25 protein-coding genes are annotated in these 22,867 nt (G+C 71.2%); 9 read left to right on the top strand and 16 right to left on the bottom strand.

Annotated features, from left to right (window positions below; genetic code table 11):
- The 5 genes from priA to hisD form a co-directional block, all read right to left on the bottom strand.
- Positions 1–744, bottom strand: a complete 744-nt coding sequence (gene priA / locus C1737_RS07540) for a bifunctional 1-(5-phosphoribosyl)-5-((5-phosphoribosylamino)methylideneamino)imidazole-4-carboxamide isomerase/phosphoribosylanthranilate isomerase PriA (protein WP_067920810.1) — start codon at positions 742–744, stop codon at positions 1–3.
- An 82-nt stretch (positions 745–826) separates the two neighbouring features.
- Positions 827–1,447: an imidazole glycerol phosphate synthase subunit HisH gene (gene hisH, locus C1737_RS07545; protein WP_102417619.1), complete on the bottom strand. Its 621-nt coding sequence runs from the start codon at positions 1,445–1,447 to the stop codon at positions 827–829.
- A complete protein-coding gene (gene hisB / locus C1737_RS07550; RefSeq protein WP_102417620.1) occupies positions 1,444–2,064 on the bottom strand; it encodes an imidazoleglycerol-phosphate dehydratase HisB in 621 nt (206 codons plus the stop codon). Before hisB ends, hisH begins: the two co-directional genes overlap by 4 nt.
- Positions 2,061–3,197 (bottom strand): histidinol-phosphate transaminase, encoded by a 1,137-nt coding sequence (locus tag C1737_RS07555; protein WP_102417621.1) that lies wholly within the window; start codon positions 3,195–3,197, stop codon positions 2,061–2,063. Before C1737_RS07555 ends, hisB begins: the two co-directional genes overlap by 4 nt.
- Complete coding sequence (gene hisD, locus C1737_RS07560) at positions 3,194–4,522, bottom strand: histidinol dehydrogenase (protein WP_197509156.1); 1,329 nt, start codon at positions 4,520–4,522, stop codon at positions 3,194–3,196. The genes C1737_RS07555 and hisD overlap by 4 nt, the downstream gene beginning before the upstream one ends.
- A 116-nt stretch (positions 4,523–4,638) precedes the next feature.
- Between hisD and C1737_RS07565 the strand changes: the two genes are divergently transcribed.
- Positions 4,639–5,061, top strand: coding sequence for a nitroreductase family deazaflavin-dependent oxidoreductase (locus tag C1737_RS07565; protein ID WP_102417622.1), 423 nt, complete (start codon positions 4,639–4,641; stop codon positions 5,059–5,061).
- Between the two features lie 99 nt (positions 5,062–5,160).
- On the opposite strand, the gene C1737_RS07570 is transcribed toward C1737_RS07565, so the two are convergent.
- Positions 5,161–6,189, bottom strand: a complete 1,029-nt coding sequence (locus C1737_RS07570) for an alcohol dehydrogenase catalytic domain-containing protein (RefSeq protein WP_102417623.1) — start codon at positions 6,187–6,189, stop codon at positions 5,161–5,163.
- A gap of 40 nt (positions 6,190–6,229) precedes the next feature.
- Here C1737_RS07570 and C1737_RS07575 point away from each other — a divergent pair, with 40 nt between their 5' ends.
- A complete protein-coding gene (locus C1737_RS07575; RefSeq protein ID WP_102417624.1) occupies positions 6,230–6,796 on the top strand; it encodes a TetR/AcrR family transcriptional regulator in 567 nt (188 codons plus the stop codon).
- 5 nt (positions 6,797–6,801) lie between these two features.
- On the opposite strand, the gene nadC is transcribed toward C1737_RS07575, so the two are convergent.
- From nadC to nadA, 3 genes are read right to left on the bottom strand one after another with little or no spacing between them, the layout of a single operon-like run.
- Entirely contained in the window at positions 6,802–7,653 is an 852-nt protein-coding gene (gene nadC / locus C1737_RS07580) for a carboxylating nicotinate-nucleotide diphosphorylase (protein ID WP_068098480.1), read from the bottom strand.
- Positions 7,653–9,227, bottom strand: coding sequence for an L-aspartate oxidase (locus tag C1737_RS07585; RefSeq protein ID WP_102417625.1), 1,575 nt, complete (start codon positions 9,225–9,227; stop codon positions 7,653–7,655). Before C1737_RS07585 ends, nadC begins: the two co-directional genes overlap by 1 nt.
- The gene (gene nadA, locus C1737_RS07590; RefSeq protein WP_102417626.1) at positions 9,224–10,273 is read right to left on the bottom strand and encodes a quinolinate synthase NadA; all 1,050 of its coding nucleotides are present in this window, start codon (positions 10,271–10,273) and stop codon (positions 9,224–9,226) included. The genes C1737_RS07585 and nadA overlap by 4 nt, the downstream gene beginning before the upstream one ends.
- A gap of 46 nt (positions 10,274–10,319) precedes the next feature.
- On the opposite strand from nadA, the gene C1737_RS07595 reads away from it, so the two are divergent.
- Positions 10,320–11,039: an NUDIX domain-containing protein gene (locus tag C1737_RS07595; RefSeq protein WP_068098483.1), complete on the top strand. Its 720-nt coding sequence runs from the start codon at positions 10,320–10,322 to the stop codon at positions 11,037–11,039.
- Between the two features lie 182 nt (positions 11,040–11,221).
- Positions 11,222–12,562 (top strand): lipase family protein, encoded by a 1,341-nt coding sequence (locus tag C1737_RS07600; protein WP_102417627.1) that lies wholly within the window; start codon positions 11,222–11,224, stop codon positions 12,560–12,562.
- On the opposite strand, the gene C1737_RS07605 is transcribed toward C1737_RS07600, so the two are convergent.
- The 3 genes from C1737_RS07605 to bioB are packed head-to-tail and all read right to left on the bottom strand — an operon-like array spanning position 12,557 to position 14,486.
- Positions 12,557–13,150 carry a DUF2567 domain-containing protein gene (locus C1737_RS07605; RefSeq protein ID WP_233214713.1) on the bottom strand — a complete coding sequence of 198 codons (594 nt, stop codon included), beginning with the start codon at positions 13,148–13,150 and terminating at the stop codon, positions 12,557–12,559. The two genes, C1737_RS07600 and C1737_RS07605, sit on opposite strands and share 6 nt — an antisense overlap.
- Before the next feature lie 59 nt (positions 13,151–13,209).
- Positions 13,210–13,437 (bottom strand): hypothetical protein, encoded by a 228-nt coding sequence (locus C1737_RS07610; protein ID WP_067923353.1) that lies wholly within the window; start codon positions 13,435–13,437, stop codon positions 13,210–13,212.
- 14 nt (positions 13,438–13,451) lie between these two features.
- Complete coding sequence (bioB, locus tag C1737_RS07615; RefSeq protein WP_067923331.1) at positions 13,452–14,486, bottom strand: biotin synthase BioB; 1,035 nt, start codon at positions 14,484–14,486, stop codon at positions 13,452–13,454.
- 129 nt (positions 14,487–14,615) lie between these two features.
- Between bioB and C1737_RS07620 the strand changes: the two genes are divergently transcribed.
- The 4 genes from C1737_RS07620 (at position 14,616) to C1737_RS07635 (ending at position 18,485) form a co-directional block, all read left to right on the top strand.
- Positions 14,616–14,804 carry a hypothetical protein gene (locus tag C1737_RS07620; protein WP_102417629.1) on the top strand — a complete coding sequence of 63 codons (189 nt, stop codon included), beginning with the start codon at positions 14,616–14,618 and terminating at the stop codon, positions 14,802–14,804.
- A gap of 106 nt (positions 14,805–14,910) precedes the next feature.
- Positions 14,911–16,755: a hypothetical protein gene (locus C1737_RS07625; RefSeq protein ID WP_102417630.1), complete on the top strand. Its 1,845-nt coding sequence runs from the start codon at positions 14,911–14,913 to the stop codon at positions 16,753–16,755.
- Between the two features lie 3 nt (positions 16,756–16,758).
- The gene (locus tag C1737_RS07630) at positions 16,759–17,124 is read left to right on the top strand and encodes a hypothetical protein (protein WP_102417631.1); all 366 of its coding nucleotides are present in this window, start codon (positions 16,759–16,761) and stop codon (positions 17,122–17,124) included.
- Positions 17,121–18,485, top strand: a complete 1,365-nt coding sequence (locus tag C1737_RS07635; RefSeq protein ID WP_102417632.1) for a hypothetical protein — start codon at positions 17,121–17,123, stop codon at positions 18,483–18,485. Before C1737_RS07630 ends, C1737_RS07635 begins: the two co-directional genes overlap by 4 nt.
- On the opposite strand, the gene C1737_RS07640 is transcribed toward C1737_RS07635, so the two are convergent.
- The 4 genes from C1737_RS07640 to C1737_RS07655 all read right to left on the bottom strand — a co-directional run bounded on the left by C1737_RS07640 (position 18,482) and on the right by C1737_RS07655 (position 22,347).
- Positions 18,482–18,991 carry a 2'-5' RNA ligase family protein gene (locus C1737_RS07640; protein WP_102417633.1) on the bottom strand — a complete coding sequence of 170 codons (510 nt, stop codon included), beginning with the start codon at positions 18,989–18,991 and terminating at the stop codon, positions 18,482–18,484. The two genes, C1737_RS07635 and C1737_RS07640, sit on opposite strands and share 4 nt — an antisense overlap.
- Positions 18,991–19,671, bottom strand: a complete 681-nt coding sequence (gene bioD / locus C1737_RS07645; RefSeq protein WP_102417634.1) for a dethiobiotin synthase — start codon at positions 19,669–19,671, stop codon at positions 18,991–18,993. Before bioD ends, C1737_RS07640 begins: the two co-directional genes overlap by 1 nt.
- Positions 19,668–20,816 (bottom strand): 8-amino-7-oxononanoate synthase, encoded by a 1,149-nt coding sequence (locus tag C1737_RS07650; protein ID WP_067923312.1) that lies wholly within the window; start codon positions 20,814–20,816, stop codon positions 19,668–19,670. Before C1737_RS07650 ends, bioD begins: the two co-directional genes overlap by 4 nt.
- A gap of 226 nt (positions 20,817–21,042) precedes the next feature.
- Entirely contained in the window at positions 21,043–22,347 is a 1,305-nt protein-coding gene (locus C1737_RS07655) for an adenosylmethionine--8-amino-7-oxononanoate transaminase (RefSeq protein WP_102417635.1), read from the bottom strand.
- Between the two features lie 62 nt (positions 22,348–22,409).
- Here C1737_RS07655 and C1737_RS07660 point away from each other — a divergent pair, with 62 nt between their 5' ends.
- Complete coding sequence (locus C1737_RS07660) at positions 22,410–22,862, top strand: hypothetical protein (RefSeq protein WP_067923306.1); 453 nt, start codon at positions 22,410–22,412, stop codon at positions 22,860–22,862.
- Positions 22,863–22,867 lie beyond the last annotated feature (5 nt).

Below are 22,867 nucleotides of genomic sequence, written 5' to 3' on the forward strand. Positions count from 1 at the left end.
CTACCCCGCAACCGCGGCCAGCGCCTGCGGCAGGGTGAACCGCCCGGCGTAGAGGGCTTTCCCGACGATGGCTCCTTCGACGCCGCGGTCGGTCAGGGTGGCGATCGCGCGCAGGTCGTCCAGGCTCGACACGCCGCCGGAGGCGATCACCGGGGCGTCGGTCCGGTCGGCGACGGCGGCCAGCAGGTCGAGGTTGGGACCGCCCAGCGTGCCGTCCTTGGTGACGTCGGTGACGACGAAGCGCGAACAGCCTTCGCGGTCAAGGCGTTCCAGCACTTCCCACAGGTCACCGCCGTCGGTTTCCCAACCGCGGCCACGCAACCGGTGCTGCCCCGCTGGCCTGGATTGGTCGATCTGGACGTCCAGCCCCACGGCGACCTTCTCGCCGTGCTCGCGGATCGCGCGCGCGCACCACTGCGGGTTCTCCAGCGCCGCGGTGCCCAGGTTGACCCGGGCGCAGCCGGTGGCCAGCGCCGCGGCCAGGGACTCGTCGTCACGGATGCCGCCCGACAGCTCCACCTGCACGTCGAGCTTGCCGACCACCTCGGCGAGCAGTTCGCGGTTGGAGCCGCGCCCGAACGCCGCGTCCAGGTCCACCAGGTGGATCCAGTCCGCGCCGTCGCGCTGCCAGCCCAGCGCCGCGTCCAGCGCCGAACCGTATTCGGTTTCGCTGCCCGCCTTGCCCTGGACCAACCGCACCGCGCGGCCATCGACCACGTCGACCGCGGGCAACAAGATCAACACGCTTTCTCCTCTGCTCCGAGGCTGCAACTGGGTACGCTTCCTCTCGACGTTTGCGTAGCGGAATACAGTTTCGCGGAGGTGATCACAGTGCCTCGATCCAGTTGCGCAGCACCGCCGCACCGGCGTCCCCGCTCTTCTCGGGGTGGAACTGGGTGGCCGACAACGGCCCTTGCTCTACCGCGGCCAAGAACGGCACCCGGTGAGTGGCCCAGGTGAGCACGGCCTCGGGCGGACCCTCCCATCGCTGTGCGGCATAGGAGTGCACGAAGTAGAACCGCGTGTCGGGGTCCAGCCCTTTGAACAGGGTGCTGCCGGCCCCAGCGTCGACGACGTTCCAGCCCATGTGCGGGATCACGGGGGCGTCCAGCCGGGTGACTTCACCAGGCCACTGCCCGCAACCCGTTGTCTGCACACCGAATTCGACGCCGCTGGCGAACAGGATCTGCATGCCGACGCAGACCCCCAGTACCGGGCGGCCGGCGGTGACCCGGTCGGCGATGATGCGTTCTCCGTGGACCCTGCGCAGGCCGGTCATGCAGGCCTCGAACGCCCCGACGCCGGGCACCACCAGCCCGTCGGCGGCGGCCGCCGCATCGGCGTCGGCGGTCACCTCCACCGAGGCGCCCGCCCGCTGCAGGGCGCGCTGGGCCGACCGCAGGTTGCCCGAGCCGTAATCCAGGACGACGACGGATGGTTTTGTCACAGAACGCCTTTGGTGGACGGCACGTCGGTCACCCGGGGGTCGGGCTCGACGGCCTGGCGCAACGCGCGGGCCACCGCCTTGTACTGCGCTTCGGTGACGTGGTGCGGGTCGCGGCCGTACAGCACGCGCACGTGCAGCGCGATGCGGGCGTTCATGGCCAGCGACTCGAAGACGTGCCGGTTGATGACGGTGTGGTAGGGCACCGAGCTGCCGGCAATGGTGGTGTGCAGCAGGTGATCCGGCTCGCCGGTGTGCACGCAATAGGGCCGGCCGGACACGTCGACGACGGCGTGGGCCAGCGTCTCGTCCATCGGGATGAACGCGTCGCCGAACCGGCGGATGCCCCGCTTGTCACCGAGCGCCTGCCCAAGCGCCTGGCCCAGGGCGATCGCGGTGTCCTCAATGGTGTGGTGGCCCTCGATCTCGACGTCGCCCTTGGTACGGACGGTCAGATCGAAACTGGCGTGGCTGCCCAGGGCGGTCAGCATGTGGTCGTAGAACGGCACACCGGTGTCGACGTGGACCTGGCCGGTGCCGTCGAGGTCCAGCTCGATGACGATGTCGGATTCCCTGGTGCGGCGCTCGATACGCGCACGCCGGGTCGCAATAGTGGTCACGGGGCTCCTACTGGGGTGGCTGGGGCCAGTTCGGTGGCGGCGATCTGGGCGCTGGCCCGCAGGAAGGCGTCGTTCTCCTCGGCCAGCCCGGTGGTCGCGCGCAGGTAGCCCGGGATCCCGACGTCGCGGATCAAGACGCCGGCGTCCAGGTAGCGCTGCCAGGTGGCCGGGGCGTCGGTGAACCGCCCGAACAGCACGAAGTTGGCGTCGCTCGGGATGACCCGAAAACCCATGCCGGTCAACGCCTTCGTGACGCGTTCACGCTCGGCGATCAGGGTGCCGACGCTGCCCAGGGTGTCGTCGGCGTGCCGCAGCGCGGCCCGGGCCGCGGCCTGGGTGATCGACGACAGGTGATACGGCAGCCGCACCAGCAGCATCGCGTCGATCACCGCGGGCGTGGCGATCAGGTAGCCGAGCCGCCCGCCGGCGAACGCGAACGCCTTGCTCATCGTGCGGGTGACGATGAGCTTGGTCGGATACTCGCGCACCAGCCCCACGGCGCTGGGCTCGGAGGAGAACTCGCCGTAGGCCTCGTCCACGATGAGGATGCCCGGTACCGCGTCGAGCAGCCGCCGCAGGGCGGGCAGCGAAACACTCTGCCCGGACGGGTTGTTCGGGCTGGCGATGAACACCACGTCGGGCCGGCGCTCGGTGATCGCGGCGACCGCCGCGTCGAGGTCGAGGCTGAAATCGTCGGCGCGGACGCCCTCCAGCCATTCCGTGCGCGTGGCGTCGGAGATGATCGGGTGCATCGAGTACGACGGGACGAACCCGATGGCGGTGCGCCCGGGCCCTCCGAACGCCTGCAGCAGCTGTTGCAGGATCTCGTTGGAACCGTTTGCCGCCCAGACATTTTCCACGCCGAGCGGCACGCCGGTCTGCGCGGTGAGATAGCCGGCCAAGTCGCGGCGCAGGGCAGACGCGTCCCGGTCCGGGTAGCGGTGCAGGTCGGTGGCCGCCTCGGCCACCGACCGGACCACGTCGTCCACCAGCGCACGGCTGGGCGGGTGCGGGTTCTCGTTGGTGTTCAGCCGCACCGGGACCGCCAGTTGCGGCGCGCCGTAGGGCGATTTGCCGCGCAGGTCGTCGCGCAGGGGCAGGTCGTCCAGCGTGGGGTTCTCCGGGCCGGTCATCGCTCGAACCTCCGCCGGATCGCCTCGCCGTGCGCCGGCAGGTCTTCGGCCTTGGCCAGCGTGACGACGTGTCCCGAGACGTCCTTGAGGGCGGCCTCGGTGTAGTCGACGACGTGGATGCCGCGCAGGAAAGTCTGCACCGACAGGCCGCTGGAATGCCGGGCCGAGCCCGCGGTCGGCAGGACGTGGTTGGAGCCGGCGCAGTAGTCGCCGAGGCTGACCGGCGAGTACGGTCCGACGAAAACGGCACCGGCCGAACGGATTCGCCCGGCGACCTTCGCCGCGTCGACGGTCTGGATCTCCAGGTGCTCGGCGGCGTAGGCGTTGACCACCTTGACGCCGGCGTCCAGGTCGTCGACCAGGATGATCGCGGACTGGCGGCCGCCGAGCGCGGTGGCCACCCGGTCGCGGTGCACGGTCGTGCGCAGCTGGGCGGCCACCTCGGCGGCTGCGGCGTCGGCCAGCTCCGCGCTGGGGGTGACCAGCACGCTGCCCGCCATCTCGTCGTGTTCGGCCTGGCTGATCAGGTCGGCGGCGACGTGCGCCGGGTCGGCGGTGTGGTCGGCCAGGATGGCGATCTCCGTCGGCCCGGCCTCGGCGTCGATGCCCACGCGCGAACGGCACAGCCGCTTGGCGGCGGTGACGTAGATGTTGCCCGGGCCGGTGATCATGTCGACGGGCGCCAGTTCCCCACCGTCGGTGTCGGTGCCGCCGTAGGCCAGCAGCGCCACCGCCTGCGCGCCGCCGACCGCCCACACCTCGTCGACCCCCAGCAGCCGGGCGGCGGCCAGGATCGTCGGGTGCGGCAGGCCTTCGAACTGACCCTGCGACTGGGCCTGCGGCGGGCTGGCCACCACCAGCGAATCGACGCCCGCGACCTGCGCCGGCACCACGTTCATCACCACGCTCGACGGGTACACCGCGTTGCCGCCGGGCACGTACAGGCCCACCCGTTCGACGGGGACCCACCGCTCGGTCACCGTCGCGCCCGGCCCCAGCGTGGTGGTGACGTCGCTGCGGCGCTGGTCGGCGTGCACGGCGCGGGCGCGTTCGATCATCACCCGCAGGGCCTCGACGACGTCGGGATGCAATTCGGCGAGCGCCGCCTCCAGCGCCGCCGCGGGCACTCGGACCGCCGCGGGCCGCACCCCGTCGAACGACTCCCCGAACTCCAGGGCCGCCTCGGCGCCGCGCTCGGCGACGGCCTCGACGATCGGGCGCACCCTGGGCAGCACGCTCTCCACGTCGGCGCCCCCGCGCGGCAGCGCCGTCCGCAACCGGGCAGCCGTCAGCTGAACGCCCCGCAGGTCGATGCGGGCCATCACGGGTGCTGAAGCGGTACTCATCGCCACCATTGTCCCAGAGCAACTCAAGTCGATATTCGACCGGTACAGTGCCCGTGTAAGGCCGGGTAAGCCCCTACCAACCTCAGGGAGCCGTCATGTCCGCGAAGGATCATCCCAACAACGCGCCGGGCGTCCCAATGGTGTTCCCGCCCTGGTTCGAGCGCTTCCAGATCAAGTATTTCAACCCGGCGGTCAAGCCGATCGCCCGCTTTCTGCCCGGCACCGCCACCATCAAGCACCGCGGCCGCACGTCGGGCACGCCGTACGAGACCATCATCACCCCCTACCGCAAGGGGAACGTGCTGGCGATCGCGCTGGGCCACGGCAAGACGAACTGGGTCAAGAACGTGCTGGCCGCCGGCGAGGCCGACGTGCAGTACAGCCGCAACCGCGTGGTGCACATCACCAACCCGCGGATCCTGCCGGCCGGCTCGGACGGCCCCGACGCCGAGCGCCTGCCCCGGATGGCCCGCATGCAGCTGCGCCGGGTCGGCGTGTTCGTCGGCGACGTCGCCTGAGGCGGCCGCGCTCTTTTGCGCGTGCGCTCACGGCGGTCACACGCCGCTGGGGAGCGGCCTGGGCGCACACTCGAAGTCCCGGACGCGCGCGCCAGCGGTCTACGCCCTGGTGAAGACCGTTTTGCCGCTCATCGTCGGCCAGGCCGACGGCGCGTCGTCCCAGGCGACGACGCGATCGACGGCCGGCGCCAGATCCAGGCCGTCGGCGAGCCGCTCGAGCACCTGCGGAATGACCGTCCGCGCGCTCACTCGTCCGGTGATGAATCGCACACCACGGGTGTACATCGGCAGCAACGGCATCTCGACCTTGTATTCGGGGTAGATCCCCGTGTCGGTGCACACGCCGTCCGGCCAGGTAGCACGCAGTGTGGCCGAGAGCAGCGCCGCATCGCCGGTGGTGTGCACGGTGACCGGATACGGATCCCACGACTTGTCGGGTTTGGCGGCGTCGTGGATCACCGCACCGAGTTTCTCGGCGGCGGCCAGCCGCCGCGGGTCGGTGTCGACGTAGTCGACCGTGGCGCCCAGCGCCGCCGCGAAGGCGGCCGAGTACAACCCGATCGACAGCCGCCCGACTACCAGGACGCGGCGGTCGGCAGGGTCGAGCGCATTCAGCTCATCGGCGAACGGCCCCACGGTCCGCCAGCCGTCGGGGATGTTGTCCGACAGGGACGCGATCGAGACGGGGTCGACGCCGTCGGGCACTGGGATCAGCATTGCGTCCGCATACGGCACCAGCACCAGATCGGACATGAAGCCGCCGCCGTCGAGGCCGGCGATCGGTGCCATTCCGTACATCGCCATCAGGGGCCCCGAGCCGCATGAACCGGTCACCCCACGGCGGCATTCGCGGCACGTCCCGCAGCTGATCTGGAACGGCACCACGACACGGTCGCCCACCCGAACACCCTTGACGCCGTCGCCGACGGCGACGACCTCGGCCAAACCCTCGTGGCCCACCGCGTATCCCGGCGGCAACGGCAGCCGGCCATGAGCGACCGCGACATCGAGGTCGCAGCAGGCCACCATGAGCGGCCGGACCAGCGCCTGTTCGGGCGCGGTGATCTGCGGGTCGGGCACGTCGCGCCACGCGTATCGTCCGACTTCTTCGTAGGTGAGCTGCCTCATCTCAGCATTCTTGAGTGATCTCTCAAGTATTGTCAACAGCGTGCCGAGACCTGATCGCAGCCGCGCAGCGTTGATCGATAAAGCCGCCACCCTGTTCCGGCGCCAGGGGTACGCGGCGACGGGCCTCAATCAGATCCTCGAGGAGACCGGCGTCAAACCCGGTTCGCTGTATCACCACTTCCCGCAGGGCAAGCAACAGCTGGCCGCCGCAGTCGTCGACAACGAGGGGGCAGGTATCGAACAACTGCTGCGCCGCTTCCTGGCCACAGGCCGCCCCGCCGCCGACATCGTCGATCGGTGGATCGACCTACTGGCCGCGGGGCTGGCCGGCGACCACCGCGACGGCTGCCCGATCGAGCCGATCGCCACCGAGTCGGTCAACGCGAGCCCGCTGGTGCGCGACGCGTCGGCGCGCGCCTTCAGGGGCTGGTGCGCGGCGATCGACGAGCGCCTGCGCTCCGACGGCTGGGCTGCCGCGGAGGCCAGACAGGTTGCGCTGGCGGTGATCGCACTGATCGAGGGGGCACTGATCCTGTCCCGGATCTCCGGGGACGCGAGCGCGCTGGACGCCGCCAAGCCCGCCGCACGGACGCTGCTGCGTGGCTGAAGGGCCTACATGTCCAGGCCGACGTCGAGCGCGCGCACCGAGTGCGTCAGCGCGCCGACGGCCAGGTAGTCCACCCCGGTGGCCGCGTAGGTGGCGGCGTTGTCCAGGCTGAGCCCGCCGGAGGACTCCAGCAGGACGGCGGGTGCGCGCGTGTCCCGGCGCTGCACGGCCATCTGCGTCTGCCACACCGGGAAGTTGTCCAGCAGGACCAGTTCCGGCTTCTCGGCCAGCACCTCGTCCAGCTGCTCGAGCGAATCGACCTCCACCTCGCACGGCAGATCGGGCGCCGCGTCGCGGACCGCCCGCAACGCGTCGACGACCGATCCCGCGGCCACCACGTGGTTGTCCTTGATCAGCGCCGCGTCCCCCAGGCCCATCCGGTGGTTGACTCCCCCGCCGACGCGCACCGCGTACTTCTGCAGCGCACGCAGCCCGGGCAGGGTCTTGCGCGTGTCGCGGACCTTGGCCTTGGTGCCGTTCACGGCGTCGACCCAGGCCGCCGTCGTGGTGGCGATGCCCGACAGGTGGCAGACCAGGTTCAGCATGGTCCGCTCGGCGGTCAGCAGGCCGCGGGTGTCCGCGCGCACGGTCAGCACCGGCTCGCCGGGCTGCAGCCGGGCGCCGTCCTCGACGCTGTGCACCACCTCGTAGCCACCGGGGAGGACGGCGTCGAGGACCAGCAGCGCGACCTCGACGCCGGCGATCACGCCGGCCTCGCGGGGCACCATCGACGCCGTGGCCACCGCGCCGGCGGGCACCGTCGCGAGGGTGGTGACGTCGGGCCCGTAGCGCAGGTCCTCCTCAAGAGCCCGCCGGATGGTGTCCTGAGCGGCGCTACGTTCGTCGGGCAGCATCATCAGCCCACCGCCGCCAGCGCCTCCGCCAACACCGAGTTCCCGTCGTCGGCCAGCCGCAGCACGCTGCTGCGCGCCTGCTCCGGCGTGGGCTCGGGGTGTTCCGCTCGGTGGTGGCAGCCCCGGCTCTCGCTGCGCGCCAGGGCGGCGGCGGTCACGGCGCGGGCGGCCACGGCCAGCGCGACGTCCTCGAAGTCGCGACGGCCGGCGATGGTGCGCACCCGGGCCGCCGAGAGCGCGTCGGACAACCGGTTCAGCCCGGCGGCGTCGCGCACCACCGAAGCGTCGCGGCTCATCGCGGCCTGCAATTCGCGGCGGTCCGGCGCGGTGTGGACCGACGGCTCGCACTCTGTGGCCCGGACGCGCCCTGCCGCCAGTGCGTGCGCGACCGCGGCCTTGCCGGCGCGCCCGCCGACCACCAGGCCTTCCAGCAGGCTGTTGGACGCCAGCCGGTTGGCGCCGTGCATGCCGGTGCGCGCCACCTCGCCGGCGGCGAACAGCCCCGGCAGTTCGGTCTGCCCGAAGACGTCGGTGACGACGCCGCCGCAGCTGTAGTGCGCCCCCGGTACGACCGGGATGGGTTGGCGGACCGGGTCGATGCCGGCGGCCCGGCACGCGGCGGTCACGGTCGGGAACCGGGTCGCAAAACCCGCGATGCCACGCGCGTCGAGGAAGACGCACGGGTCACCGGTTTCCTTCAGCCGCGCGTCGATGGCCGCGGCGACGATGTCGCGCGGCGCCAGATCGCCCATCGGGTGCACACCCGCGGTGACCGACTTGCCTTGCCGGTCAAGCAGTATCGCGCCCTCACCGCGGATCGCCTCGGTGATCAGCGGACGCCGGCCGCCGCCCCCACCGAACAGCATCGTCGGATGGAACTGAATGAACTCGAGGTCGCTGACCGCGACGCCGGCCCACAGCGCCAGCGCGATGCCGTCGCCCGTCGAGCCCGCGGGATTGGTGGTCGCGCCGTAGAGGTGCCCGAGGCCACCGGAGGCCAGGATGACCGCCGGCGCGTCGATGATTCCGTACCCGTCGCGGTTGCCGACGGACACGCCGGTCACGGCCGCGCCGTCGTGCAGCACACGCAGCGCGACGTGGCCGGTGCGGACGTCCAGCAGCCGGGCGGCGTGGTCGAGCGCGCGCTGCACCTCGGCGCCGGTGGCGTCGCCCCCAGCGTGCACGATGCGCCGCCGCGAGTGCCCGCCCTCACGCGTCACGTCCCAGCGGCCCGGGGCCGCCTCATCGAATCGCGCTCCGGCACCGACCAATTCGGACACCGCCCGATAGCCGTCGGCGACGATGGAGGTCACCGCGTCGGGATCGCAGAGGCCGGCGCCGGCAGCCACGGTGTCGGCGACGTGGGCCTCGACGGAGTCGTCGTTGTCGGGCAGGACCACCGCGATGCCGCCCTGGGCGTAGTGCGTGGCCGTCGCCCCGCGCGCCTGGTCGGCCTTGCTCAGCACGACGACGCGGCGCCCCGCGCGGTGGGCGGCCAGCGCGGCGGCCAATCCCCCGACGCCGGTACCGATGACGACGACGTCGGCGCTGTCGGTCCAGGCCGGGCGGGCGGTCATTCGCCGCCCCCCGGCTGACCGATCTCGATCATCCGCTGCACGCTGCGCCGGCCCGCCGCCGCGATCTCGGGGTCGACGTCGACTTCATCGGCGCCGTCCACCAGGCAGCGCAACAGCGCCGCGGGCGTGATCATCTTCATGTACTTGCAGGACGCCCGGTCGTTGACCGCGCGGAAATCGACCTGGGGTGCGGCCCTGCGCAATTGATGCAGCATGCCGACCTCGGTGGCCACCAGCACCTTGCGGGCCCGGGTCTGGTGCGCGGCGTCGAGCATGCCGCCGGTGGACAGGATCTTGACCCGGTCCGCCGGGAAGGCACCCTCGCCGGCGAGGTACAACGCCGAAGTGGCACAACCACATTCGGGATGCACGTAGAGGTCGGCGTCGGGATTCGCCCTGGCCTGTTCGGACAGCTCGTCGCCGTTGATCCCGGCGTGGACATGGCATTCACCGGCCCACACGTGCATGTTCGTGCGGCCGGTCACCCGCCGCACGTGGGCCCCCAGGAACTGGTCCGGGCAGAACAGCACCTCGCGGTCGGGGTCGATCGAGTTCACCACGTCGACCGCGTTGGACGACGTGCAGCAGATGTCGGTCAGGGCCTTCACCGCGGCGGTGGTGTTGACGTAGGAGACGACGACGGCGCCGGGGTGCTCGTCCTTCCAGGCGCGCAGCTCGTCGGCGGTGATCGAGTCGGCCAGCGAGCAGCCGGCCCGCTGATCCGGGATGAGGACCGTCTTGTCGGGGCTGAGGATCTTGGCGGTCTCGGCCATGAAGTGCACCCCGCAGAACACGATGGTGTCCTCGGGCGCCTCCGCGGCGATCCGCGACAGGGCCAGCGAATCCCCCACGTGGTCGGCGACGTCTTGAATCGCGGGCAGCTGGTAGTTGTGCGCCAGCACGGTGGCACCGCGCAGCTTCGCCAGGCGGCGGATCTCCGCGGCCCACTGCTCGTCGCCCTCCACACCGGTGTAACCGGTGGGCGTGTTGGTGACGTCGGCCATCATGTCTTCGGCGAGCGTGTCCATGCGATTCATAACCGTCACGGCGGCTCCTTTCAGCCCAGGAGGTTTTCGACTTATAATCGAAAACATGGCCCATACTAGCACTGAACACGAGGTGCTTGCGGTGGTGTTTCAGGTTCGCCAGGTAACGGACGGCCCGCGAATACAGAAACCGCAGCTTAACGTGCTGTTATGGCAGCGCGCCAGGGACCCGCAGCGCGGTGCCTGGTCGCTGCCGGGCGGACGGCTGCGCAACGACGAGGACATGACCAGCTCGGTCCGCCGGCAGCTGGCCGAGAAGGTGGACCTCAAGGAGCTGGCGCACCTGGAACAGCTGGCGGTGTTCTCCGATCCGAACCGGGTGCCGGGCGCCCGGGTGATCGCCTCGACCTTCCTGGGCTTGGTGCCCTCCCCCGCCACCCCCGAGCTGCCGCCGGACACGCGGTGGCACCCGGTGAGCTGCCTGCCCGAGATGGCGTTCGACCACGGCCCGATGGTCACCCACGCCCACGCCCGGCTGGTCGCCAAGCTGTCCTACACCAACCTCGGGTTTGCTTTGGCGCCAAAGGAATTCGCGTTGTCCACGCTGCGCGACATCTACGGCGCCGCGCTGGGCTACCAGGTCGACGCGACGAACCTGCAGCGCGTGCTGGTCCGCCGCGGCGTGATCAGCCAGACCGGCACCATCGCGCAGTCCGGTCGCAGCGGAGGCCGGCCGGCGGCCCTGTACCACTTCACCGACTCCCGGCTGCGGGTCACCGACGAATTCGCCGCGCTGCGGCCCCCCGGGCAGCCAGGCCAGGTCTGACGGCCCGCGGCGCCCGACCCGGCAAGTTTGCGGAAAGCCCGGTCGGGGGACACAGGTGAATCGGCAACCGTGGCGCGCCTGACTGCCTTTCCCGGCGAGAAGTCGCCCACGATGCGGCGATTGCGTTTTGGTTACCTGCCGTTCATGGGCGAGAATGCCGGGTGGCCTAGAAGGGAGCCTCAATGGCTGAGCTCGGCAATCTGGCAGGCACACGCGGGGCGGAGTGGATCGCCCGGCCCCCACACGAGGAATTGCAGCGCAAAGTACGCCCGCTGCTGCCCTCGGACGACCCGTTCTACCAGCCACCACTGGGGTTCCAACACGCCGAGCCCGGGACGGTGCTGCGCTCGCGCGACGTGGAGCTGGCGTTTTTGGGCCTGATTCCACAGCCGGTCAAGGCGGTGCAGCTGCTCTACCGGACGATGGACATGAACGGCGAGCCCGAGGCGACCGTGACGACCGTGATCGTCCCGGCCGAGCTCGCCCCGGAACGGCCCTGCCCGCTGCTGTCCTACCAGTGCGCGATCGACGCCGTGTCGTCGCGTTGCTTCCCGTCCTACGCGCTCCGGCGCAGGGCGAAGGCCCTGGGGGCCATCGGTCAGTTCGAGTACTTCCTGATCGCCGCCGCCGTCGCCGAGGGCTGGGCCGTCTCGGTGCCCGACCACGAGGGCCTGCACGGCCTCTGGGGTGCGCCGTACGAGCCCGGCTATCGCGTGTTGGACGGCATCCGGGCGGCGCTGGGTTCGGACCGCCTCGGGTTGTCCCCGTCGGCGCCGATCGGGTTGTGGGGTTACTCCGGCGGCGGCCTGGCCAGTGCCTGGGCCGCCGAACTGTGCGCCGAGTACGCGCCCGAGCTCGACGTCGTCGGGGCGGTGCTGGGATCACCAGTCGGCGACCTGGGCAACACCTTCCGCAGGCTCAACGGCAGCTTCCTGTCGGGCCTGCCCGCGCTGGTGGTGGCCGCGCTCGCCCACATCTACCCCGAGCTGGACCGGGTGATCAAAGAGCACAGCAACGAGGAGGGGCGCGCCCTGCTCGAATCGCTCGAGAAGATGACCACCGTGGAGGCGGTCATCCGGATGGCCGGCAAGAACATGGGTGACTACCTCGACGAGCCGCTCGAGAGCATCCTCTCGACGCCCGAGGTCACCCACGTGTTCGAGAACATCAAGCTGGGTGCGGCCGTCCCGACGCCGCCCGTGCTGATCGTGCAGGCGGTCCACGACTACCTCATCGACGTCAAGGACATCGACGTGCTCGCCGACGCCTATTCGGCAGGCGGCGCCCAGGTCACCTACCATCGCGACGCGTTCAACGAGCACATGCTGTTACACCCGCTGTCGGCTCCGATGACGCTGCGCTGGCTCACGGACCGGTTCGACCGCCGGCCGCTGACCGAGCATCTGATCCGGACCACCTGGCCGACGATGTTCCACCCGATGACCTACGTCGGGATGGCGCGCCTGGCCAAGATCGCCGCCAAGGTCATCTTCGGCCGGAGGATTCACCGCCGTCCGCTATGACAGGGGCGTGTCCGGTGCGCCCCCGGCTCCCACCGGCAGCGCGTCGCCAGACCGGCCGCCCGGAGGATAGGCGCCCAGGTCGTCGCGGGCGTCGGCGGCCGCAAACACCGCATAGAGCAGCGCGGCGATAGCGGCCGGCCACAGCAGGGTCAGCGCCACCCGCAGCGGATGGCCCGCGAAGAACACCGGCGGCGCCTGGATGACATACGCCACCGACGGGGCTTTCGACAGCGGCACCGCGTCGAAGTCCAGTGCGCCGTAGCGGAGCCGCACCAACGCCGCCCCGGTCGCCGTCGCGGCCGCGGCGACGGTCATCATGCCGATCGCGAGTGCGACCACCATTCCCGGTCCGCGCCGAACACGCCACTGCCACGCCAGCACCGGGGCCACCACGGCGAGCACGGTCAGCAGACCGAGCATCAGGCACGGCGCGTCGAAGAAGTGCTCCGACTCGGTGCCCAGATAGTCGTGGACCCGTTCACCCGCGCGGGTGAGCGCCACCACGGCGTGGATGGGCGGCGCGATCCACGCCCACAGCCCGCCGATCAGCACACCGAGCGCCAGGGAGCCCAGAGCGGCGACGGCGATGGCGCGAGTCCGGGACGTGGCCGGGGCGGTCGCGGGGGGCGCGGTTTCCGCGGGCTGGGTCACCGGTGGGCCTCCAGGTCGACGGAGTCGACCTGACCGTGCCGCGAGCACCGCGCCCGCCAGCCGTCGGGGCGAACCTGCACGACCATCCGGCGTCCGCATTCCGCGCAGAACCGGGGCGGCTCCAGGCCCAACTGCGCCGCTGTCGGCACTGCGGTGCCCCCCAATTCCCCGGTGTAGACGTTGTAGACGCCGGCACTGACCGGAGCACCAAGATCCCCAACCACAGTCGCCACGTCTCTTACAGGGTGGCGTTGAGCGCCTTGATGGGCATCTGCAGGTCGTCCAGCAGTTCCAGATCGGCTTCGGCCGGACGGCCGAGCGTGGTCAGGTAGTTGCCGACGATCACCGCGTTGATGCCGCCCAGGATGCCCTTCTTGGCGCCCAGGTCACCCAGGGTGATTTCGCGGCCCCCGGCGAACCGCAGCATCGCGCGCGGCAACGCCAGGCGGAAAGCGGCCACCGACTTCAGCGCCTCGGCCACCGGCAGCACCTCGAGGTCGCCGAACGGCGTGCCGGGCCGCGGGTTGAGGAAGTTCAACGGCACCTCGTCGGGCCCCAGCTCGGCCAGTTCGGCGGCGAACTCCGCGCGCTGCTCGAGCGTCTCGCCCATGCCCAGGATGCCGCCGCAGCACACCTCCATCCCGGCGTCGCGCACCATCGACAGGGTCTGCCAGCGCTCTTCCCAGGTGTGGGTGGTCACGACGTTGGTGAAGAACGAGCGGGCCGTCTCCAGGTTGTGGTTGTACCGGTGCACGCCCATCGCCGAGAGCTGCTCGACCTGCTCGGCGGTCAGCATTCCCAGCGAGCAGGCGATGTTGATCTCGACCTCGTTGCGGATCGCCTCGATGCCGGCCGCGACCTGGGTCATCAGCCGCTCGTCGGGGCCGCGCACGGCGGCCACGATGCAGAACTCGGTGGCACCCGACTTGGCGGTCTGCTTGGCGGCCTCGACCAGGCTGGGAATGTCCAGCCGGGCGCTGCGCACCGGGGAGGCGAACAACCCCGACTGCGAGCAGAAATGACAGTCCTCCGGGCAGCCGCCCGTCTTCAGGCTGATGATGCCCTCGACCTCGACCTCGGGGCCGCACCAGCGCATGCGCACCTCATGGGCCAGCGCCAGCAGGTCGTCGAGCCGGTCGTCGGGCAGCTGCAGCACCTGCAGCACCTGCTCCCGGCTCAGTCCCTCACCGCGCTCGAGCACCTGGTCGCGGGCAACCGCCAGGATGTCTGCGCCGTGGGCGCCGGTCGCCGGTCGAGTGGCCGCTTGAGTCACCAGTACTCCCCTGCATCGTCGTTGGCCGAGCATGCGGCCACCCCTGCCACGTGGTGGCAGCGCGAATAAAAGTGTTCAAAGTAGGGTAACGGCCGCAGAAGACAGCGTCCGCCGGGGTATCTCACCACCATGACCGATCCGCACGCCGTGTACGTCGCCCACCACATGCTCCTGCTGGCGATTCCGGCATTCCTGCCGGCGGTGGTGGTCGTGGCCGTGATCTTGTATGTCGCCTTGAAGGACCGTCGCGCCGGCGACGGCGACGCAGCGCCGGGCGGCTCCGAAGCCCGCCACGGCGCCGACGAAAAACGTGATTGACGACACGCCCGCTGGGGCATTCCGCGAACAGACACCGGATCGCTAACTTACTCCGAAGTAAGTTAGCGATCGGCTGGACCGGACGCGAGTGTGGGAGGGCACAACGATGACGTCGACGGGGCTGATGCTGCTCGCCGAGCCACCGGCGCGGGGCGCGGGACTGAATCAGGTGATCGGCCTGTCGGTCGCGGCGGTGGTGATCGCCGCGGGCATGCTGTGGGTCGGTCATGCCCACCGCACCCATCGGATCGAGTGGTTGACCCGGATCGCCGACAAGCTGGGCGAGAAGTTCCACCGGCCCAATTGGGTGGCACTTCCGGTCCTCATCTTCACGACGTTCATCATCTGTGCCCTGTTCGGGTTCATCTGGGACGTCAGCTGGCACATCGGCAACGGGCGCGACCCCGGCCCCTTGGCCAACCCCGCGCACTACTTCATCATCATCGGCCTGTTCGGAATCTTCGTCGCCGGCATGGTCTCGGTCGTGCTGCCGTTCGACAAGCCGGGCCCCGCGGCGGTGCGCATCACGCGCAACTGGTACGCGCCCGTGGGCGGCCTTCTGATGGCGGGCTGCGGGATGTACGCGATGATCGGGTTCCCCCTCGACGACATCTGGCACCGGATCTTCGGACAAGACGTAACTCTCTGGGGCCCAACGCATTTGATGATGATCGGCGGGGCGTGTTTCTCGCTCTTCTCGGTGCTGATGCTGGAGCGTGAAGGCGAGGCCCACGAAGCCGATGAGGGAATCCACGGCGCCTTCATCACCTTCTTGCGCTATCTGTCCTTCGGCGGGCTGTTCATCGGCCTGTCCGTCTACCAGATCGAGTTCGACTTCGGGGTCCCGCAGTTCCGGCTGGTGTTTCAGCCGATGCTTATCGCCGCGGCGTCCGCGCTGGCGGCCGTCGCCGCCCGCATGACGATGGGACGCGGCGCCGCGATCATCGCGGCGGTGTTCGCCATCGCGCTGCGGGGCGCGGTTGCGGTGCTGGTCGGCCCCATCCTGGGCGCCCCGATCAACTGGTTCCCGCTGTACCTGGGTCCCGCCCTCGTCGTCGAGCTGGTGGCGCTGACCCCGTTGATCAAGCGTCCGGTGGCCTTCGGCGCGGTCTGCGGCCTCGCGGTCGCCACGGTGGGGCTGTGGCTGGAGTCGCTATGGATCGGGGCGGTGTACCACTACCCGTGGCCGACGAGCATGTGGGGCGAGGCGCTGGCGATGTCGGTGCCCGTCGCGGCGTTGACCGGGGTATGCGGCGCGCTATTCGGCTTGGTCCTCACCGGCCGGCGCCTGCCGAGCCGCGGGGTCGGCATCTCGGTGGTGGCCGCGGCGGTGTTGGTGATCGGCGTCGCGGTGGCCAACGGCTTGCACATCCTCGTGCCGGGCCAGAACACCGCCACGGTGACGTTGACGGATCTCCCGAGTCCGGCGGGGCAGCGGATGGTGTCGGCCGACGTGATGATCTCCCCGACGACCATGGTCAGTGACCACCCGGACTGGCTGACGATCCTGTCCTGGCAAGGGCGGATGCAGAACGACCGTGGCCTGATGATCGACAAGCTCGCCAAGGTCGGGCCGGGGCACTATCGGTCCACCCAGCCGGTCCCGGTGTGGGGAGACTGGAAGACGCTGTTGCGGGTGCAGGACGGCCGCACGATGACGGCCGTCCCGATCTACGAGCCGGCCGACGACGCCATCCCGGCGCCCGAGGTCCCGGCGCTGGCGTCCAGCACCCGGCCCTTCGTGCTGGAGGCCACTATCCTGCAGCGCGAACGCGACCAGAGCGCGCCGGCCTGGTTGTTCACCGCCGGTGGGATCGTCGTGCTGTTCCTGACGCTGATGGTGATCAGCGCCCTCACCTGGGGCGCCGGCCGGATCAACAACTACGAAAACCTGCCCAGGCGGCCGGAGGAGGAGAAGCACACCGTGCCCGGCACCCGCCAGGCGGCGTGATCGATGGCGATTCGTAGCGCCCTCACGGCGGCGTGGGCGGCGGCACTGGTGTGGGCCTTGGTCGCCTGCGGCGCAAAAGGGCCGGCCCAGCCGCCGCCGGCCGGCCTGGACGTCTACATCACCATCGCCAACGGCCAGGTGACCCCGACCAACGCCGCCCTGCAGGCCAGGGTTAAACAGCCGATCACCCTGCACGTCACCAGCGACGCCGCAGACGAGCTGCACGTGCACTCGACGCCCGACAACAGGTTCCCGGTGGCGGTCGCGGCCAACCAGACGTTCCAGTTCAGCGTCGACGTGCCCGGCAACGTCGAGGTGGAACTGCACCATCTGAACCGCACGATCGCGACCATCCAAGTCCAGCCGTGAGCTCCCGTGGCGCGACGGTGGTGCTCGCGCACGGTCTCGGCGGATCCGGCGACCTGCCGGTGCCGTACCTGTACGCGATGGTCGGCGCGGCGTGGGCGCTGACGTTCACCTTCGCGCTCGTGGCGTTCGCCTGGCGGCGGCCGCGGTTCGACCCGGGCAAGCCGGGCCGCCCGCTGCCGGCGGTGGTGACCGCCGTGGTCGACGCGCGGGCGACGCGGTGGACGGCGGCCGCGCTGGGGCTGATCTTCGGGGCGTGGGCGGTGGCGGCCGGGGTGTGGGGCCCGCGGTCGGAGACCAACGCCCTGCTCGGGGTGTTCTACGTGCTGCTGTGGGTCGGGCTGGTGGCGATGTCGCTGCTGTTCGGCCCGGTCTGGCGGGTCCTTTCGCCGATGCGGACCGTGTACCTGTTGCTGCGGCGCGCCACGTCCGAGCGCCTGCACCGTGCGCGGTGGTCCTATCCCGAACGCTGGGGCTACCGCCCGGCCGCGCTCGGCCTGTTCGCGTTCGTCTGGATGGAACTCGCCAGCCCCGACCCGGCATCGCTGCCGGCGGTGCGGGCGTGGCTGGGCGCCTATGCCGCGGCCATGCTGGTGGGCGCCTGGCTGTGCGGCCAGCGCTGGCTGGCCCGGGCCGACCCGTTCGGCGTGTACAGCATGGCGGTGTCCCGCCTGTCACCGATTCGCCGCAACCCGCGAAGCGGGGAAATCGTCGTCGGCAACCCGCTCGATCATCTGCCGTCGTTGCCCGTGCGGCCCGGCGTGGTCGTGCTGCTCGCGGTGCTGCTCGGGTCGACGGCGTTCGACAGTTTCTCGTCGTCGCCGACGTGGCGCGGCTTCGCCGACGGCCTTTCTCGCGGCATGGGCCTGACCCCGACGCTGTCGTCGTCGGTGCTCCGAACCGCCGGGCTGATCGTCTTCATTTCCGTTGTGGCGGTGACGTTTTCGCTCGCCGCCCGCGCGACGGGCGGCGTGGACTCGCAGCAACGCCGTGCGCTGCCGGGCCAGATGGCGCATTCCCTGATCCCGATCGTGGTGGGTTACATCTTCGCCCACTACCTGACCTATCTGGTCGAGCGCGGGCAGCAGGCCGTGTTCGCGCTGGCCGACCCGTTCGGCCGCGGCTGGAATGTGCTCGGGCTGGCGCACCAGCAGGTGGCCTACGTGCTGTCCACCCACCCGCCGGTGCTGGCCGGGATCAAGGTGGCCTGCGTGGTGACCGGCCACATCGTCGCGGTGATCGCGGCGCACGACAAGGCGCTGCGGCTGCTGCCGAGCGGCCACCAGCTCACCGGCCAGCTGACGATGATGCTGGTCATGGTCGGCTACACCTTCACCGGCCTGTATCTACTGTTCGGCGGCTAGCCGATCAGGTAGTCCACCTTCTTCTCGCCGTTCCAGTGCCGCAGGCCGGCGAAGCTGCCCTCGACCAGCGGCGGGCGCCCCGCGATGCGTAGCGCCCGGCCCAGCGCCGGTCCCCCGACGTGGCGGGCCAGCGTGACGTGGGGCGTCCACTGGCCCGGCAGGCTGGTGGGCGCCGGCGCGGGTGCCAGGTGCTCGCCGCACAACCGGTGCACGTCCGCGTGGAACGCCAGCAACTCGACCGTGGGCACGATGAGCCGGGCCAGGATCGCGTTGGACCGCCCGAGCAGCAGTGACGCGCCGACCGCGCAGCCCAGCGGCAGCCGCTGGGTGATCGGCCGCAGGGCGGCGTCGGCCTCCCCGGCGATGCGGTCGGCCGCCGCGAGCGTGACGTGCGGCCGCCCGGCGGGCGCCTGGCCCGGAATCCCGGCGCCGGACAGCGCCTCCCAGAGCCCACGGATCGTCGCCTCGGTCTCGCCGTCGAAGAGCAGCTCGATGGAATGGACCATCAGCGGACCAGCGCGGTGACCCAGTCGCGGTCGAACGCCGCCGCGCTCATGTCCGCGAACGCCGCGGCGTCCATCGCTCCCGCCCCCGCGGGCAGCGCCGCCCGCACCGGCGCCAGCCGGTCCAGGGCCGAGCGATTCGAGGTCTCCGCCGGTCCGGGCCTTGCCGGCCAGCTGCCGATCACCAGGCCGGCGCACGAAACGTGGTGCGCGGCAAGCGCTTCCAGAGTGAGGGCGGTGTGGTTGAGAGTCCCCAGTTCCGCGGTGACCGCGACCAGCGCCGCGGCGGCCAGCTCGACCGCCAGGTCGCGCAGGGTGACGCCCGCGTCGGCGAGTTCGACCAGCAACCCGCCCGCTCCCTCGACCAGGGTCAGCCGGCCGGGGCGGTCCAGGCCGGCGATCAGCCGCAGCAGCTGACGGCCGGTGGGCAGCGTCGCGCCGGCCTGCTCGGCCGCGGCGGCCGGCGCCAGGGGTTGCGGGTAGCGGGCCAGGCCGGCGACCTCCGTCACGCCGGACAGCCGGACGACCTCGGCGAGGTCGTCGTCCCCGGCGTCGGTGCCGGTCTGGACCGGCTTGCACACCGCCACGTCCATGCCCGCCTGGCGCGCGTGGCAGGCCAGCGCCGCGGTGACGACGGTCTTGCCGACGCCGGTGCCCGTGCCGGTGACGACCAGGACGGTCAAGGGCGCGTCACGGCGAGCACCTCGGTGAGCACGCGCCGGGCGAGGTCGAGTTCGGCCGCGTCCAGCGACGCGCGCGCGGTCAGCCGCAGCCGGGAGGTCCCGGCGGGCACGGTCGGGGGCCGGAAGCAGCCGACCTTCACGCCGGCGTCCAGGCAGGCGGTCGCGGCGGCCAGGGCCACCTCCGGGTCGCCGAGGATCACCGACACCACCGCCGACTGCGGGACACCGGGGACGTCGCAGGCCCCGGCCAGGATGCGGGCGTGCCGCAACACCGCCCCGGACCGCCAGGGTTCGGCCCGCAGCACGCTCAGCGCGGCCCGGGCGGCGCCCACCGCCGCCGGCGCCAGGCCGGTGTCGAAGATGAACGTCCGCGCCGCGTCGATCAGGTGCGCGCGCACCGCCGCGGGGCCGAGCACCACGCCGCCCTGACTGCCCAGCGCCTTGGACAGGGTCGTGGTCATCACCACGTCGGGGGCGCCCGCGAGCCCGAGCTCGTGCAGCAGCCCGCGCCCGTCACCGCGCACGCCCAGGCCGTGGGCCTCGTCGACGATCAGCAGCGCGCGGTGGCGACGGCAGACCTCGTGCAGCTCCCGCAGCGGCGCCAGCGCGCCGTCGGCACTGAACACCGACTCGGTGATGACGACGGCGCGTTCCTCCGCGCGCGAGGCGAGGGCCTCCTCCACTGCGGCGACGTCGCGGTGCGGGGTCACGGTCACGCGGGCCCGCGACAGCCGGCAGGCGTCGACCAGGGAGGCATGCGACAGGGCGTCGGACACCAACAGGGCGCCCCGGCCGGACAGGCCGACGACGGCACCCAGGTTGGCGGCGTATCCCGACGAGAACAGCAGGCCCGCCGATGCGCCGACGTATTCGGCCAGTTCGGACTCGAATTGCTGGTGCAGTTCGGTGTCGCCGGTGACCAGCCGCGAGCCGGTTGCCCCGGCGCCCCACATGCGCAGCGCCGCGACGCCGCCCTCGATCACGTCGGGATGCTGTGACAGTCCGAGGTAGTCGTTGGAGGCCAGATCGAGCTCGGTGGCGACGGCCGGGCGGGGCCGCAACGAGCGACGCAGCCCGGCCTCGCGGCGTTGCTTCTCCACGGCCTCCAGCCACGACAGCGGTGACGTCTCGATCGGTGCCTTCATCGGGGATCAGCCTAGTGGCGACCGCGAGCGCGGCGATGCCGGGCGCTGCGGGTCGTCACCATTAGCCCTGTGGCGACCGCGAGCGCGGCGATGCCGGGCGCTGCGGGTCGTCACCATTAGCCCTGTGGCGACCGCGAGCGCGGCGATGCCGGGCGCTGCGGGTCGTCACCATTAGCCCGGTGGCGACCGCGAGCGCGGCGATGCCGGGCGCTGCGGGTCGTCACTGCTAGCGGACGAGCTGGGCGACCTGAACCATCGCCGAGGTGATCTGGGCGATCTCGTCTGGCGTGCAAATGTAGGGCGGCATCGCATAGATCAGGTTGCGGAAGGGGCGCAGCCAGACGCCGTTGTCCAGCGCCGCCGGGGTGGCGACGGCCAGGTCGACCGGGCGGGCGCACTCGATGACGCCGATCGCGCCGCACACCCGCACGTCGGTCACGCCGGTCAGCGCGCGGGCGGGTTCGAGGCCGGCCGCCAGCCCGGCGGACAGGCCGGCGACCCGCCCACGCCAGTCCTGGCCGAGCAGCAGCTCGACGCTGGCCACTGAGACCGCACAGGCCAGCGGGTTGGCCATGAAGGTCGGGCCGTGCATCAGCGCGCCGGCCTCGCCGGCGCTGATGGTGTGCGCGATCTCGGTGCTGCACAGCGTGGCCGCCAGGGTGACATATCCACCGGTCAACGCCTTGCCGACGCACATGATGTCCGGGCTCACCCCGGCGTGGTCGGCCGCGAAGAGCGCTCCGGTGCGGCCGAAGCCGGTCGCGATCTCGTCGAAGATCAACAGGACGCCGTGCCGTCGGCACAGCTCACGCAGGTCGCGCAGATAGCGGGGATCGTGGAAACGCATCCCGCCCGCGCCCTGCACCACGGGCTCGACGATGACCGCCGCCAGTTCTCCGGCATGCCGCGCGAGTTGCTGCTCGAAGGCCGCGCTGTAGGCCGGGTCGTAGTCGCGCGGCACCTGCGGGGCGAACACCTGGCGGGCCAGGATGTCGGTCCACAACGAGTGCATCCCGCCGTCGGGGTCGCAGACGCTCATGGGCGTGAAGGTGTCCCCGTGGTAGCCGCCCCGCCAGGTCATCAGCCGGTACTTGCCGGGCCGGCCGCGGGCGCGCCAGTACTGCAGCGCCATCTTGACCGCGACCTCGACCGACACCGATCCGGAGTCGCTGAAGAAGACGGTGTCCAGCCCCGGCGGGGTGATCTCCACCAGCAATTGCGCCAGCCGCGCGGCCGGCTCGTGGGTGAGCCCGCCGAACATGACGTGGTTCATCACGCCCAGCTGCGCGGTCAGCGCGGCGTCCAGCTCGGGGTGGCCGTGCCCGTGGATCGCAGTCCACCAGGAGCTCATCGCGTCCAGCGCCTCGATCGGCCTGCCGTCACGGATCAGGGTCAGCCAGGCGCCCCGGGCGGCGACCGCCACCACCGGCGCGACGGCTTCGCTGCCGATGGTGCTGTACGGGTGCCACACGTGCGCAGCGTCGATCGCGCTGATCTGCTCGGGCGTCAGCCCGGCCCTCGCCGCAGGCATAGTGATCGAGGGTAAAGCAGCCGAGTCGCACAAACTCCGCCCATCGTGGAGCATGGGACCCGATGGCTACGCCGCACCCGCCCGGTAAACCCGCCACGGGCCCCTATCCGACCAAGGACCCCAATTCCCCCCTGGTCGACTACGACGACGAAGCGCCACGGGTCATCCGGCTGCGGCTGGCCGCATGGGATGTGACCTGCACCGTCGTGTTGCTGGCCGTGCTCATCCTGCTGGCCACCGCGACGACGTGGCCGACCCGCCTGTTCGGCTTCCTCGAGCACGTGTGCGCCGACGAGACCTGCGGACCGGTGCCCTTCGGGATCGACTACTACATCCGCCCGGTGGTGTGGGGCGGAATCGGTGCGGCGATCGCCGCCGCCGTAGTCGGCCCTCTGGTGTCCATGCTGAAGGGCTGGTACATGTCCTTCTGGCCCGTGCTGGCCCTCACCCTGATCATGGTCAGCTCCGTCGCCGGGTCCCTGCTGACCATGTTCAGCGAACGCTACTGGGTGTAGGCGCC

The sequence above is a fragment of the Mycobacterium sp. 4858 genome, from assembly GCF_900240975.1.
In the GTDB taxonomy this organism is placed as follows: Bacteria; Actinomycetota; Actinomycetes; order Mycobacteriales; family Mycobacteriaceae; genus Mycobacterium.